Origin of the sequence: Tautonia plasticadhaerens (genome assembly GCF_007752535.1) — a bacterium.
GTDB classification, from domain to species: Bacteria; Planctomycetota; Planctomycetia; order Isosphaerales; family Isosphaeraceae; genus Tautonia; species Tautonia plasticadhaerens.
The window spans coordinates 5259523-5273655 of the sequence record NZ_CP036426.1; the positions used below are offsets into that span (position 1 = coordinate 5259523).

At 68.9% G+C, this 14133-nt stretch carries 17 protein-coding genes; 12 read left to right on the forward strand and 5 right to left on the reverse strand.

The annotated features are described in order from the left end of the window. Positions 1–47: 47 nt before the first annotated feature. The 7 genes from ElP_RS21045 (at position 48) to ElP_RS21075 (ending at position 5884) form a co-directional block, all read left to right on the forward strand. A complete protein-coding gene (locus ElP_RS21045; RefSeq protein ID WP_145272614.1) occupies positions 48–944 on the forward strand; it encodes an NAD(P)H-binding protein in 897 nt (298 codons plus the stop codon). 95 nt (positions 945–1039) lie between these two features. Continuing rightward, positions 1040–1624 carry a rhodanese-like domain-containing protein gene (locus ElP_RS21050; RefSeq protein ID WP_145272616.1) on the forward strand — a complete coding sequence of 195 codons (585 nt, stop codon included), beginning with the start codon at positions 1040–1042 and terminating at the stop codon, positions 1622–1624. A gap of 82 nt (positions 1625–1706) precedes the next feature. Then, on the forward strand, positions 1707–3068 hold the full coding sequence (locus tag ElP_RS21055) for a cytochrome P450 (RefSeq protein ID WP_145272618.1): 1362 nt from the start codon (positions 1707–1709) through the stop codon (positions 3066–3068). A 25-nt stretch (positions 3069–3093) separates the two neighbouring features. Next, positions 3094–3579, forward strand: coding sequence for a hypothetical protein (locus ElP_RS21060; protein ID WP_145272620.1), 486 nt, complete (start codon positions 3094–3096; stop codon positions 3577–3579). A 26-nt stretch (positions 3580–3605) separates the two neighbouring features. Further along, positions 3606–4001 (forward strand): calcium-binding protein, encoded by a 396-nt coding sequence (locus tag ElP_RS21065; protein WP_197446247.1) that lies wholly within the window; start codon positions 3606–3608, stop codon positions 3999–4001. Positions 4002–4172: 171 nt separating this feature from the next. Further along, positions 4173–4658 carry a YbhB/YbcL family Raf kinase inhibitor-like protein gene (locus tag ElP_RS21070; protein ID WP_145272622.1) on the forward strand — a complete coding sequence of 162 codons (486 nt, stop codon included), beginning with the start codon at positions 4173–4175 and terminating at the stop codon, positions 4656–4658. A 248-nt stretch (positions 4659–4906) separates the two neighbouring features. Further along, the gene (locus ElP_RS21075; RefSeq protein WP_145272624.1) at positions 4907–5884 is read left to right on the forward strand and encodes a hypothetical protein; all 978 of its coding nucleotides are present in this window, start codon (positions 4907–4909) and stop codon (positions 5882–5884) included. Between the two features lie 47 nt (positions 5885–5931). Here the strand turns inward: ElP_RS21075 and ElP_RS21080 are convergent, their stop codons facing one another. Beyond that, positions 5932–6552, reverse strand: a complete 621-nt coding sequence (locus ElP_RS21080) for a DJ-1/PfpI family protein (protein ID WP_145272626.1) — start codon at positions 6550–6552, stop codon at positions 5932–5934. Positions 6553–6722: 170 nt separating this feature from the next. Then, positions 6723–7268 carry a DUF1572 family protein gene (locus ElP_RS21085; protein WP_145272628.1) on the reverse strand — a complete coding sequence of 182 codons (546 nt, stop codon included), beginning with the start codon at positions 7266–7268 and terminating at the stop codon, positions 6723–6725. 619 nt (positions 7269–7887) lie between these two features. Between ElP_RS21085 and ElP_RS21090 the strand changes: the two genes are divergently transcribed. From ElP_RS21090 to ElP_RS21100, 3 genes are all read left to right on the forward strand, one after another. Further along, positions 7888–8223: an RNA recognition motif domain-containing protein gene (locus ElP_RS21090; RefSeq protein ID WP_145272630.1), complete on the forward strand. Its 336-nt coding sequence runs from the start codon at positions 7888–7890 to the stop codon at positions 8221–8223. Positions 8224–8626: 403 nt separating this feature from the next. Further along, entirely contained in the window at positions 8627–9241 is a 615-nt protein-coding gene (locus tag ElP_RS21095; protein WP_145272633.1) for a hypothetical protein, read from the forward strand. A 101-nt stretch (positions 9242–9342) separates the two neighbouring features. After that, positions 9343–9885: an RNA 2'-phosphotransferase gene (locus tag ElP_RS21100; protein WP_145272636.1), complete on the forward strand. Its 543-nt coding sequence runs from the start codon at positions 9343–9345 to the stop codon at positions 9883–9885. Between the two features lie 59 nt (positions 9886–9944). Here the strand turns inward: ElP_RS21100 and ElP_RS21105 are convergent, their stop codons facing one another. Next, a complete protein-coding gene (locus ElP_RS21105; RefSeq protein ID WP_145272639.1) occupies positions 9945–10274 on the reverse strand; it encodes an HNH endonuclease in 330 nt (109 codons plus the stop codon). 271 nt (positions 10275–10545) lie between these two features. Further along, a complete protein-coding gene (locus ElP_RS21110) occupies positions 10546–10824 on the reverse strand; it encodes an amidohydrolase family protein (RefSeq protein ID WP_231749200.1) in 279 nt (92 codons plus the stop codon). A 96-nt stretch (positions 10825–10920) separates the two neighbouring features. Here ElP_RS21110 and ElP_RS21115 point away from each other — a divergent pair, with 96 nt between their 5' ends. Beyond that, positions 10921–11619: a hypothetical protein gene (locus ElP_RS21115; RefSeq protein ID WP_231749201.1), complete on the forward strand. Its 699-nt coding sequence runs from the start codon at positions 10921–10923 to the stop codon at positions 11617–11619. Then, on the forward strand, positions 11616–12659 hold the full coding sequence (locus ElP_RS21120) for a DUF1559 family PulG-like putative transporter (RefSeq protein ID WP_145272645.1): 1044 nt from the start codon (positions 11616–11618) through the stop codon (positions 12657–12659). The genes ElP_RS21115 and ElP_RS21120 overlap by 4 nt, the downstream gene beginning before the upstream one ends. A 75-nt stretch (positions 12660–12734) precedes the next feature. On the opposite strand, the gene ElP_RS21125 is transcribed toward ElP_RS21120, so the two are convergent. Beyond that, a complete protein-coding gene (locus ElP_RS21125) occupies positions 12735–13643 on the reverse strand; it encodes an ARPP-1 family domain-containing protein (protein WP_145272648.1) in 909 nt (302 codons plus the stop codon). Positions 13644–14133: the final 490 nt, after the last annotated feature.

Consider the following 14133-nt stretch of genomic DNA (forward strand, 5'->3'; position numbering starts at 1 on the left):
GAGAGCCGGTTGGATACCGAACCGTGATCGATCGGGGCCGAGGGACCATGCCGAACGCCGATGGCGATGATCGCCCGACCATCCTGCTGACCGGCGGCACCGGCTACGTCGGGGGACGGCTGATCCCGCTGCTCGAACGACGGCCGTCATCTCTCCGCTGCCTTGCCCGTGACCCGGAGACGTTGCGACCCCGTGTCCGACCCACGACCGAGGTCGTGCCGGGGGACGTGCTCGATCGACCATCGCTGGGCCGGGCGTTGCAGGGCGTCCACACGGCGTACTACCTCGTCCACCTTATGTCCGGGGCCGGGTCGAAGGACTTCGAGCGGGCAGACCGCCAGGCGGCGAGCAATTTCGCAGAGGCAGCCAGCCAGTCCGGGGTCAGACGCATCGTCTACCTCGGCGGCCTGGGCGACGACTCCGACCCGGACCTCTCCCCGCACCTCCACAGCCGGCACGAGGTCGGGGCGATCCTGCGGGACTCCGGCGTCGAGACGATCGAGTTCCGGGCGGCGATGGTCATCGGGGCGGGCAGCCTGTCGTTCGAGTTGATGCGTTCGCTGACCGACCGCCTGCCCGTGATGCTCTGCCCCCGCTGGCTCACGACGCCGACGCAGCCGATCGCCGTGGATGACGTGCTGAGCTACCTCCTGGCGGCGCTCGACCTGCCGCCGGGCGGAAGCCGCATCTTCGAGATCGGTGCGCCGGAGGTCGTCTCCTACGGCGACCTGATCCGGGTATACGCCCGGCATCGAGGGCTGCGGCGCTGGCTGATCTCGGTGCCGATCTTGACGCCCTACCTCTCGGGGCTCTGGCTGGCCCTCGTCACGCCCGCCAGCTTCGAGGTCGGGCGACACCTGATCGAGGGCCTCAAGAACCCGATGGTGGTCCGGGATCGGGCGGCGCTGGACGTGTTCCCGATCCGCCCGATGGGTGTCGAGTAGGCGATCCGCAGGGCCATCGCCGGCACGACCGAGTGATCGGCCGCTCGCCTCGAAGCTGCCGCTCTCGACTCCTGATCCGACCAGGATCATGACCGATGACCCGATCATCGAGGCCATCCCGGCTCGCCCGCAGGATCACCCGCCATCGGCCTGGGCTCTCGCTGGTCGGTGCCCTCTCGGCTGCCGTCGGCGTTGGGGCTGCGTTCGTCTTCGGGCGCTCGCCAGGCTGGGCGACGGTGAAGCGGCTGATCCGCCTCCAGTTCCCCGACGTGCGTCGGGTGACCACGGAGCAACTGGAGGGGTGGCTGGACGATCCCGAACGGCAATCCCCGCTGCTGCTGGACGTTCGAGCCGAGGATGAGTATGCCGTCAGCCACCTGCCCGGAGCGATCCACGTCCCCCCGGATGCAGGGATCGAAGAACTCCTGGCTTCCGTCACGGAGGACCGCCCGATCGTCGCCTACTGCTCGGTCGGCTACCGCTCCTCGGTCATGGCACGTCGGCTCCGGGAGGCCGGGTTCGAGGAGGTTGCCAACCTCGAAGGCTCGATCTTCCAGTGGGCGAACGAGGGTCGCCCCGTGGTCCGGGGCGGTGAACAAGTCGAGGAGGTCCACCCCTACGACGACCGCTGGGGACGGCTGCTGGACCGCCGCTTGCACCCACGAGGCCGGGAGGAGTAGCCATCCGCCCCCCTCATCGATCATCCTGGACGGTCGAGCCTCCCACGCATCAACGCCCCCGGACACCCCGCCGAGTCCCGTGATGGTCCGCCCGAAGAAGACGCCCGGTCCCAGAGGCAGCCCGCTGGTCGGCAACACCCTCCAGTACATGCGAGACCCGCTGGGCTTCCTCGCCGGGGTCGCCCATGAGCACGGCGACGTGGCCCGGTTACGCCTCGCCGGCCTGGACTGCTGCCTGCTCGGCCACCCCGACGACATCGAGGCGGTGCTCCGCAGACGCCACCAGGACTACAAGAAGGACCGCCTCACACAGCGGCTCGTCCCGCTGGTCGGGTACGGGCTGCTGACCAGCGAAGGCGACTTCTGGAGGCGGCAACGCAAGCTCGTCCAGCCGGCATTCTCGCACCGCCAGGTCGAACGATACGCCGGGGTCATGGTCGGGCACACCGAGCGGATGCTGACGGCCTGGGAGGACGGCCGGGGGCGGGACATCCACGCCGAGATGTCGACTTTGGCGCTGGCGATCGTCGCCGAGACCCTCTTCGCCGCCGACGTGGAGGGCGAGGCAAAGGCGGTCTCCGAGGCGCTCGACGTGCTGACGACCTACTTCATGAGCCCCCTGAGCATCTTCCCGCTGCGGGGCTACCTGCCGCTGCCCTCGACCGTCCGGTTCCGCCGGGCGGTGCGCCGGGTCGACGAGGTCCTCTACGGCATCATCGAGCGGCGACGGCGCAGCGGGCACGACTCGGGCGACCTGCTCGGCAGGCTGCTGGCCGCCCAGGACGACGAGGGCGTCGGCATGACCGACCGGCAGTTGCGGGACGAGGCGGTGACCCTCTTCCTCGCCGGGCACGAGACGACCGCCCTCGCCCTGACCTACGCCCTGGTCCTGCTCGCCGGTCATCCCGACGCCCAGGAGCGGCTGGCGGCCGAGGTCGACGAGGTGCTCGGCGACCGCCCGGCGACGACCGGGGACGTGCCCGAGTTGCGGTACACCGGGTGGGTCGTCCGGGAGGCGATGCGGCTCTACCCGCCCGCCTGGATGATCGGCCGGGAGGCGCTGGCGGACTGCGAGTTCGGCGGTCATCACGTCGCCGCCGGGACGCAACTGCTCATGGCGCAGTGGGTCGTGCACCGGGACCCGAGGTGGTTCGACGAGCCTGAGGATTTCCGGCCGGAGCGGTGGGACGGCGAACTGGAGCGTCGGCTGTCCCGAGGCGCCTACTTCCCGTTCGGCGACGGACCTCGCATCTGCATCGGGCAGCACTTCGCCATGCTGGAGGCGGTGCTGGTGCTGGCGACGGTCGTCCGGCGGTACCGGCTCTCGCCGGCATCGGACGAGCCGCTGACGCTCATCCCCTCGGTGACCCTGCGACCGAGGGGCGGCGTCCGGCTGGTCGCCCACGAGCGCCGGGCTGCCGCACGCCCCGCATCACGTGCCTGAGTCGCCCACAAAAGGGGGAGTGGCCATGCTCCGCAAGCAGATCATCGGCGGGCAGAAGGAACCACCGACGACCACGGGGGGCGAGATCGACATCGCCGCCGTGGCGACCGTCCTCGTGACCTCCGAGGACCCCGAGCATCCGATCGACCACGCCTTCGACGGCAGTCGGGGACCGGGCGGGAGCCGCTGGATTGCGGGCGAGCCCGGCGAGCAGGCCGTGATCCTCGCCTTCGACGCCCCGCAGGCGATCCGGCGGGTCGCCCTGGAGGTCGAGGAGACGGAGGTCGCTCGGACGCAGGAACTCCAGCTTGCCGCCTCCACCGACGGGGGACAGACCTACCGGGAACTCTTCCGGCAGGAGTACAACTTCAGCCCGTCCGGCTCGACCTTCGGGCGGGTGGACTGGGCCGTCGAGGTCGAGGGCGTCACGCACCTGCGGCTGGCGATCAAGCCGGACAAGGGTGGCAAACATTGCCGGGCGGCGATCACGTCGCTGGTCTTGCGGTCATGAACCTCGGATCGAGCGGAGGATGATTCATGGCAAAAGCTCGCAAGAAACCCAGTGGCAAGCCCGAGCGGGACGAGGCCCGTGAAGATCGCATCACGATGGAGGTCGTCGTCGACGCCTACGGCGAGGACGAGCGGGCGATGGGCTGGTACTGCTACCTCGACGAACAGCTTCACACGCCCTTCCGAACCCGTTGCGTCCGGGAGCGTGCCGTCTCGCCGCTCCGGGTCGGGGACGAGGTCGAGGTCGTGGGCATGTCGCCGGAGGACGAGTGCCGCCGGGAGATGTTCGCCTCGATCCGCTGGGAGGGGGATCGGACCCTCGCCGTGCCGCTGTCCCAACTGGAGGTCATCGACGGCGACGAGGAGACCCGGCAGTCGGTCGAGGACTGGCACTACTGGACGGACATGGGGTACGAGTTCTGACGACCCGATCGCCATCGATTCCGCCGCCTACCGTCACGTCCCTCCCATCCCATCCTCGGGGTACGGATCATGAGGACGACTCGCCTCGGACTGATCGGCATCGCCCTGGCGCTGTCTTCTTGCGGCGACGGGGGCGATGCCGGGGTCTCGACGCCCGGAGAGGAGGCTCCCATGACGATCCCGTTGACGAGCCCCGCCTTCGAGGAAGGCGCTGACATCCCCCGGAACTACACCTGCGACGGCGAGGACATCTCTCCGCCGCTGTCCTGGTCCGGCGTCCCGGATCAGGCCCGATCGCTCGTGCTGATCTGCGACGACCCGGATGCGCCCAGGGGGACTTTCACCCACTGGGTCCTGTACGACCTGCCGCCCGAAGTCACCAGGCTGCCCGAGGGCCTGCCGACCGACCAGACGATCCGGGTGGGTTCGGGCGGGGGCAAGCACGAAGCGAGGCAGGGGAAGAACGACTTCCGCAAGCCCGGCTACGGCGGACCCTGCCCGCCCTCAGGCACCCATCGCTATCTCTTCCAGCTCTTCGCCCTCGACTCGACGACGGGCCTGGAGCCCGGGGCGACCCGGCAGCAGGTGGAGCGTGCCATGCTGGGGCACGTCCTGGCGCAGGGGCAGTTGATGGGCCGGTACACGAGGGGCAGGTAGGTTCGCCTGCGGGGACGAGCCGGGAAATCCGCCCTGGGCGATTCTCAACGACTGTCGGGCCTGCCGCCGAAACCGAGTCCGTGGGGCGGGGGTAATCCGGTGCGGACAGGCGGACACGGAGTCGCCGGGATTTCCGACTTGCCCATCGTCCGGGAACAGCACGGGCGAGACCCCCGACCCGACGCTGGCCCACGAAGTGCCGAGCCCCCAAGGACCGTGGGTACCGGCTCAACCGAGGAACCGTCGTGATGCGAGCCCAGCTACGCCAGGTGGCCGTCGTCCTCGCCCACGGCTCCATCCTCTTCTTCGCCTCCGAGCGGGTCTTCTGGTCCTTCTGGCGACTGGGCGACGACCTCGGCGGCATGGTCGTCACCTGGCTCGTCTACAGCCTGCTGGCCTACGTCTTCCTGATCCTGGTGCGGCGTTTCCGGGTCGCCTCCTTCGCCCCGCTGTTCCTCTGCGGGGCGGCGTTCGGCTGGCTGGCCGAGGGGGTGGTCGTCAACACGCTCTACGGCGACCCGACCAACCCGTTCCCCCTGTCGGTCTCCTGGACGGGGCTGGCCTGGCACGCCCTTCTGGGCGTCGGGGTCGCCTGGCACCTGATCGGTCGGACGCTGGCCGAGCCGAGACCGACCAGGACCGTGTGGCTGTCGCTCGCCTTCGGAGTCGGCTGGGGACTCTGGGCGGTGTGGTGGCCTGCCGAGTTGGGGGCGGGTGCCGATGCGCCGGTCCTCGCCTTCGCCGGTCATGCGGCGGCCTGCTCGGCACCCTACCTGCTGTCGTGGTGGGTCCTGGGGATGGCACGCCCCGACTGGTTCCGTCCGGGCCGGGTCGCCCCGGCGGTCCTCTCGGCGCTGGTGCTGCTGGTCTTCCTCGGGGTCCAGGTGCCGACCCGACCCGAAGCGGCGCTGATCCTGCCCCCGCTGCTGCTCGCCTGCCTGGCGGGGCTGAGACGCAACGCCGCCGAGGAGAAGAACCCCGACCTGCTCGACGGGCTCCTTGGCGAGGTCCGACCCAGGAACGTGATCGCCCTGTCCCTGATCCCGGCCGCAGCCGTCGCCGTCTATGCGCCGTTCCGGCTGCTGGGCTGGCATCCGCCGACCAACATTGCGCTCTACGTGGCGACGATGCCGCTGGGCTTCTGGCTGCTCGGCCGGAGCCTCTGGGTCACCATCCGTCGGGGAGCATCGTCACCCGTGCCGATCGAGCACCCGTCGCCGTCCTGAGGCGGGGGCGGGGTGTCAGGCGGACCCTCTCCGATCCGATTCCGGGCTCAGACCCGCCTCCGGTTGTCCTCGGGGAACGGGTACTCCATGAACCGGGCGGTCGCTCGGGCCAACGCCTCGCCGTGGTGCCGGCCGACGACCCGAAGCGCCATGTCGATGCCCGCCGAGATTCCGGCCGAGGTGACCACGCCGCCGTCCTCGACCACGTGCAGGTCGCCCAGGACGGTGGCCGCCGGGAACGAGGACCGCATCCAGTCCAGGGCCATCCAGTGCGTCGTGGCCCGCCTGCCGTCGAGAAGCCCCGCCTGGCCGAGCAGCATCGAGCAGGTGCAGACCGAGGCGAGCGTCTCGACGCCCCCGGCCCGCTCGCCGATCCAGGAGAGCAGCCGCTTGTCGTTCATGAGCGGGCGGACGCCCCAGCCGCCGGGCACGACGAGCACGTCGAGGGCCGGGCAGTCGTCCAGGGCGAAGTCGGGCACGACCTTCAGGCCGCCCGTGGCGACCACCAGGTCGGTCGACCCGGCGACCAAAGCGACCTCGTAGGGCGAGGGCTCGTCCCGCCTTCGTCCCTCGTCCAGGCGGGTGACGGAGAAGACCTCGAACGGGCCGCAGAAGTCGAGGACCTCCACGTCCGGGAACACCAGGATGCCAACCGTTCTGCGGGCCATGGCTGCGCTCCTCTCGTCGGCTCGACACCACTCGTTCGATTGCCACCCGACGTGCAGTCTCCGACCCGGACGCCCCGGAGATAACGCCGTCGCCCGATGCGGCCCTCGCTTGCCGCAGTTCCGGGGCGATCACCGATCGAGTCCGGCATGACCGCCCCGCTCGGCCTGGCCTACGAGTGCGACCTGCCCGGCTGCCCCCAGTTGGCCTCGTTGTACTGCGCCGATCCCCCCCTGGGGATCGTCAGGGTCTCCCACGCCTCCCCGGCGTGGATGCGGGCGACCTGGACGATCTGGCCGACGTGGTAGCACGTGTGGCCCAGGGAGCGACTCAGCGCCAGCGGCACTGAATGCGGCTCGCCCCGGATCGTGACGGTCACCTCCAGGTCGTCCGGGCCGAGGCTCCGGAGCGTCTCGAACAGGCAGGCCCAGCCCCGCTCCCAGGTCTCCAGGAGTTCCGCCCGGCTGGCGGGGGCGTCCTCGAACTCGCCGTCCCGGTTGCGCCAGGGCTTCTCGCCGTCGGTGGCCAGGAAGTCGGTCCAGCGGGAGGCCAGGTTTCCCGAGACGTGCCGCATGATGACTGCGATCGAGTTGGTGTGCTCGTCCGGCGGGACGTGGAGCATGTCGTCGGGCACCTGCTCGACGGCCCGATCCGCCAGGCGCTTGTTGGCCTCGAAGGTGTTGATGATGGCGGCGAGGAACTCGGCGGCGATGTCCATGCGGTGCACCCGTATCGATGACGCTCGTGCTCTCCCCCGAGCGGCGTCCGACGACGCCGGATGGTCAGCGAGCGGCACCGCCCATCCGGCGTCGTCGGACGCCAGGTCGACGATCGTCCGCCGTCCGGCGTCGGCTCACTTCTTCGATGGCTTCTCCTGGGCCGGGGCAGCCTTGGAGGCGGTGGACTTCTTGTCGGCGATCTTCTTTTGCTTCGCCTTGTCTTTGGGTGCCTTGTCGCCCATGGCATCTGCTCCGTTCGGGTCAGGAGGGAGGCGGGTCCCGGAGGGGCCTCCGGGGTAAGGCCGATCGCCCCTCGATCTGAGGATCGGCCGGGATCGATCCGAAGGCAAGTGGCCTGCGGCGGCATCGCCGTGCCGGTCCACCGGGGGACGGGCGGCGATCGACGACAATCCCACGGATTGCCACTATCTATTTGTTCAATTGTTCGTTATACTTCACCCGGTTTGGTTTGACGATCGAGAAGCGATTGCTGGTTCTCCCCGATCCGGTCTCCGCCCCCTCCCTCGCCGTCCCGGCCCAAGGGCTCACCCTGAGCCACGTTCCCCCGACCCGGAACGCACCCTGCGGGTCGTCGCATCTCCGGCTCGGAGCCCGATCGTGTCCAAGAAGCTGTATGTCGGCAACCTCACCTACAACGTCAACGAGTCCGACCTGGAGGCGATGTTCTCGCCGTTCGGGTCGGTGCAGAGCGCCCAGGTCATCGTCGACCGGGACACGAACCGCTCCAAGGGCTTCGGCTTCGTGGAGATGGGCTCGGAGTCCGAGGCCCAGGACGCCATCCAGGCGCTCAACGGCCGTGAGCACGACGGCCGGAACCTGACCGTCAACGAGGCCAAGCCCCGTGAGGCCCGCTCGGGCGGCGGCGGCTACGGCGGCGGCCGAAGCGGCGGCGGTGGCGGTTACAGCGGCGGCGGCGGCGGCGGCCGGAATTGATCGCCCGCCCGATCGCTTCACACTGAGGGTCACCCCGGTGGCCCTTCCCTCCCCCCGGTGGGGGTTGCTCGTCCGGGCAGCCCCGCCGGGACACCGGCATGAGTCCCTCCCGACTCATCCCAGGAGGAGCCGATGACAACGAGATATTATCACTCCCCGCCCCCTGTGCCCTCGACCAGGGTCCGCTGCCCGGTCTGCAACCAGGCCGTGTACTCTCGGGGGGACATCCACCCCCAGTGCGCCGTCCGGCGGGCCGACCCGCCCCGGCCAAAGGCTAGGCCGAAGCCGTCCTCAGCCCAGGCCGATCCGGCGACGAAGCCCGCAGGCGAGCCAGCCGATGCCGGGACCTGATCCGGAGGGTGGGGCCGAGACGGGCCTTGCGGCACCCCGCCTATCCCGTGCCGTGTGGGCGGTCCTCGGCGTCACCCTCACGTACTTGGCCGTGGCGCTGGTCGCCTCGCTGACGGGCGGCAGCGGCGAGTTCCTTTTGTACCTCGCCGTCATGGCCGTGCTCGTCGTCGTTGTGGCACTGGTGCACCTTCGGATCGGCCTCCGCATCGCTTCCCTGGGGGGATTGTCGCTCTGGGGCCTCGTCCACATGGCGGGCGGGCTGATGCCCGTGCCCGAGTCCTGGCCCGTCAGGGGCGACTCCCACGTCCTCTACAACCTCTGGCTCGTGCCGGGGCTGCTGAAGTTCGACCAGGCCGTCCACGCCTACGGCTTCGGGCTGCTGACCTGGGTCTGCTGGCAGGGCTTGCAGCGGGCGTTCGATCGCCTGGGCGTCACCGCCCGCCCGACGCTCGGGCTGCTGACGCTCTGCGTCGCCGCCGGGACGGGGTTCGGTGCGGCCAACGAGGTCGTCGAGTTCGACGCCACGAGGGTGCTGGCCGAGACCAACGTCGGCGGCTACGTGAACACGGGCTGGGACCTGGTGTCGAACCTCGTCGGGTGTCTGGTCGCCGCCGTGCTGATCTACGCCTTGCACGATCGGTCGGCACCGGCATCCTCACCGGAGTGATCGGGTGATGGTGAGAGCCACCGATTGCCGAACCTCCTGGGGCTCTTCCGTTTCTATTGCTGAGGAGCGTCGGTGATCCTCGGGAGCGGGGGGTTCGAGCCATGGAGAAGCGGTTCGTCCGGGTCAGCAAGTACCTGGCGAAGTACCTCCGCCACGCACCGGAAGAACTGGGCCTGACGCTCCGGCCGGGCGGCTGGGTGCCGGTGGACGACCTGCTCGACGCCGCCGAACGACAGGGCTTTCCCTTCAGCTATGACGAACTGGTCGAGTGCGTCGAGACCAACGACAAGCGGCGGTTCTCGTTCGACGAGACGAACGTGTTGATCCGGGCCAACCAGGGCCACAGCGTCGAGGTCGACCTGCACCTGGAGGGGCGGGAGCCGCCCGAGGTGCTCTATCACGGCACGGTCGAGGGGTTCCTGGCGGCAATCTGGGAGGAGGGGCTGGTCCGGGGGAGGCGGCACCACGTCCACCTGTCGAGCGACGTGGAGACCGCCCGACGGGTCGGGGCGAGGCGTGGCAAGCCGCTCATCCTTTCGGTCGATGCCGGACGGATGCGCCGTGAGGGGCATCGGTTCTTCCTCTCGGCCAACGGTGTCTGGCTGACCGATGCCGTCCCGCCGGCTTACCTGTCGTCGGCGTAGGGCGCTCGTCGAAGGGCCACGATGCGATCTCGACGAGCGGTTCCCAATCCTCCACGAGATTAAGGCAAGTGCGTCCAGGACTGACGCTTGACGACCTTTCGGATCGTGCCCGGCCGAACGCCGTATTCCTTCGCCAGCCGGGGGACGGACACGCCCTCCGAATGCAGCCGCCTGATCTCCAACACTTGCCATTCCTTGAGTTTGGCCGTGCTCATGGCCTCGCCCCGAGGCTGTGTCCCGTGCTTGGCCTTGTCCAGGGTGTTGGACAGGTGCGTATCCCATCGGAGATTTTCAATGCGATTGTTCGAGGCGTTGCCGTCGTTGTGGCAGCACACCCTGTCGGGCGGCCTGGGACAGACGAACGCCTCCAGTACGAGGTGGTGTACCATGCGGAACACCCTTCGTTCGCCGTTCGAGATGGAGACGGAAAGATGGCCCCACTGCCTCCGTACCGGCTTCAGCGACCTCCAGCCGTCGGTCAGGAAGGCCGGGCAGTAACCCCGGCTCTAGCGAGACTGCACCTCTCCGTCCCTTGAGACACCGTAGGCCGGAAACCCCTCGATGAGCCGCCAATGATCCTCGTCCATCGCCGTATATAGGTGGGATGAACGAAATTCTTATCTCTTTTTCTTTTTGCATCGCCCGTCCCGTTCGTTGTGGTCAGCCCAGGGTCTCCGGGAACCCGAACAGCCTCGCCGCATTCCCGCCCAGCACCTTCGCCTGCTCCTCGGCGGTCAGGTGTCCCAGGTACGACAGCAGCCGCCCCCGGTATGCCCGATACGACTCGCCGGTGGCCTCGGCCCTGTAGCCGCCGCCGTAGATCAGCCGATCCGGCCCGTAGGCGTCGGTCAGCGTCCGGATGACCGGGGCGATGTCCCGGTGCGGGTACTGTCGCCGCTCCGGAAGCACCGTCGGGCGGGACGTGCCCGGCGCTTGCATCGACCCGCAGACCATCCGACAATCGTCGAGGACCGGCCACCACGCCGGACTCCCCATCGATCGAGACCGACTCGCCCTCCGTCGACGAGCATGGCGATGACGCATCGAGCCCCGAGCCTCCCGATCGCCGCCCTCGTCGTGCTCGCCGGGGCGGATCACGCCTGGGCTGGCATGCCCTCGGTCACGCTCACCGACCTGGCGAGGATGCGGGTCCAGACGATCTCGTTCTTCCTGCTCGGCGTCCTCCTCTGCGCCTGGGTCGTCCAGCGGGTCTGGAACTCCCTGGGGCGGGACTTCCCCCGGCTCCCCCGGCTGACCTTCGGCAAGGCCCTCGGCGTCGTCACGCTCTGGGGGCTCCTCTTCGTCCTGATCCTGACGATGATCTCCGGTGCCAGGGAACTGATGACCCCAGGAGCTTGGGAGAAGGACGGCTACACCTACACGATCGCCGGTGACCAGCCGCCAGCGAGCCCAGACGTAGACCTAGCGGGGCGCCGGCAGGCCCTCGACCGGCTCCGCATCGCCCTCTGGACCTACGCCCGCAGCCACGAGGGGCGGTTCCCCCCCGAGGACGACCCCGAGGCGATCCCCGAGGAGGCGTGGCGGGTGCCCGACCCCTCGGGCATGAGGTACCTCTACGTGCCGGGGGAGGCCGCCGACGAGGGCCGCTCGATCGTCGCCTACGAGCCGGGCCTCTTCGACGGCGAGCGGCTCGTGCTGCGGGCCGACGGGCGGATCGTCTCCATGAGCCCCGAGGAGATCGCCGCCGGCCTCGCCGGGGGGCTGGCCCAATGAGCCGGTACGTCATCGGGACCCTCCTGACGCTCTTCGTGCTGCTCTTCCTCATCTCCGCCGGGTTCTTCCTGCCGTTCGACTTCGCCGTCGCTCTCGTCCTCGGCTGGGTATTCTACCTGGGACGAGTCCTCCCACAGGTGACGGTCGACTGGGTCGGGGTCACCACCGGGGTGTTGTGCCTGGCCCTGCTCGTGGTCGGCTCTCACGCCTTCCTCGGATGGCTGTACGGGCAGGTCCGGGCGGAGGGCGACGAGGGCGAAGCGACGGGCGGACGCTGGAAGCCCCGCTGGACCGCCTCGATGGCGGTCATCGTCGTGCTGATGTTCGTCGCCGGCATCTCGGCGACCGGGGTCGTCCACCAGGTCGGCTGGCTGCTGACATCGGGGCGGCCCGTCGTCCAGTTCGGCAGCCCGAGCGCCATGTGGCGGGCGCAGTCGACCAACAACCTCAAGCAGATCGCCCTCGGCCTGGCCAACTACGAGTCCGCCCACGGCACCTACCCGCCCGGCGGGACGTTCGATGCGATCGGTCGCCCGCACCACGGCTGGATGTCGAGGATGCTGCCGTTCGTCCAGCGCCAGGACCTCCACGACCGGATCGACTTCGACCTGCCCTGGGACCACCCACTACACCGGGAAGTCTTCCGGGCCGACGTATCGGAGTATCAGAACCCCGCCCTCCACGAGCACCGCAAGGATGAGGAGGGCTATGCCCTCGGCCACTACGCCGGCAACGCCCACATGCTCGGCGGGGACGTGCCCCGGACCAACGCCATCGTGACCGACGGGCTGGCGAACAAGATCATGGCGGGCGAGGTGGGGGACGGCTTCGAGCCGTGGGGCAGCCCAACCAACTGGCGGGACACGGCGCTCGGGATCAACCGGTCGCCAAAGGGGTTCGGTAGCCTCTTTCCGGGCGGTGCGAACTTCGTGCTCGGGGATGGCTCGGTGCGGTTCATCAAGGAGACGGTGGACCCGGCGGTCCTCCGGTCCCTGGGCACGCCAGCCGGTGGCGAGTCGGTCCCGCCCGACCGGTATTGAAGGCTCATCGGCTCGGGCGGGAAGGCAGGGCGGGAGGCTGGATCGACCGTCAGGATCGCCCCCCGCCCATCACACTCAGGACGCCACGACGACGCTGCCGTGCAACACCGAGCCGTCGCAGACCAGCGTCGAGCCGTGCGTCCGCTCGTCGACCTCGGAACGATACTCCCGGCCCTCGCCCACGGCCGGGGACGGCTCCCAGGACGAGCCACGAAGCCGTCCCAGCAGCGCCTCCACGTCGGCGACCTCGGCGCACTTCTCCGGCTGCTCCGCCTCCAGGGCGTCCATCACCATGCCGCTCAGCAGACGGTCCCAGACCTTGCGGCAGGTTTCCGGGCGGTCGAAGAGGTCGATGGAGACGATCTGTTGACCCACTGCGACGGCCAGACCAGTCGCACCCTCGACATACTTGAGCCCCTGCCGGAACTCCTCCAGCCGCTCCCGGTAGTGCTCGTAAGTGTCGGCCATCGCCCCCGTCTCGGAAGACGTGCCCAGGGAGGCGCTCTGCCGGCTGACCTCCCGCCAGACTCCGCCCTGGTCGGACCTGTGACCACGTTCCGCCTTGACCGATCGGGCAACGGATGCCTTCAGCATCGCCCGAAGCTTGGACGACGAGTGGCTTCCAGAATGGGAGAATTGGCGGGAGAGGTATCGCCAGCGACCCTGCTCGACGCAACTGACGGGTATCTTGGTCGTTCCGTGGGCGGCAATCAGGACCGAGGTGTTCAGGACCCGGTTTTGCTTCGCCCCCCACAGTTCCTCGCCTTCCAGGAAAAGCACCCGTGACTCGCTCGTGTTCCGGACCAGGAGGTCGGGCACGGAGCCGCCCTCGTCGACCTCCTCGACGGCGACCGAGCCGGAGCCGATCGCCTCGTCGGCAAGAAGGTATTCCACGGTCGAGCCCGGTTCGGAGTAGAGCGGGAAGACGGACAAAGCTTGCTGGCGGATCGGTTCGCCGATGCGGACCTCGGGCAGCGTGGTCATGGCGGCAGCCTCCTGGAGATGACAAAGACGGGCAACATCAGACACGCACGGAAGGGGATCGGTTCGGTCGTCGAACCCTCGGGACGACGGCCCACGGCATGTATTCGACCCGGCCCGGACAGTCCTTGGGTGTCAGGTCATACCCAGATCACCGCTCTCGGGTCTGCCCCCCTCGTGGCAGCTTACCGGAAGGGTGGTTGGGGGGACGATGGAACGACGATGGCTCCAGACATCCGAGGCGAGGCATCGTCACTTGGACTTACAGGGAGAGCGTAACGGAAATTTCTCCTACAACATTATATGTAAGAAAAATTGCCGTTAGCTCATCCCCCTACGCCCGATCAATCCACCTTGAGGGGGCATCGAGTCAGAGGGCCGGCTCACTGCCGAGATCGACACCGAGGACGACCTCCAGTCGTCGAGCATCTGGATCTAGTCACTGCAATTGATCGTCGCATCGATAATCGACGAAGCGTCCCTCCAGGCCGAA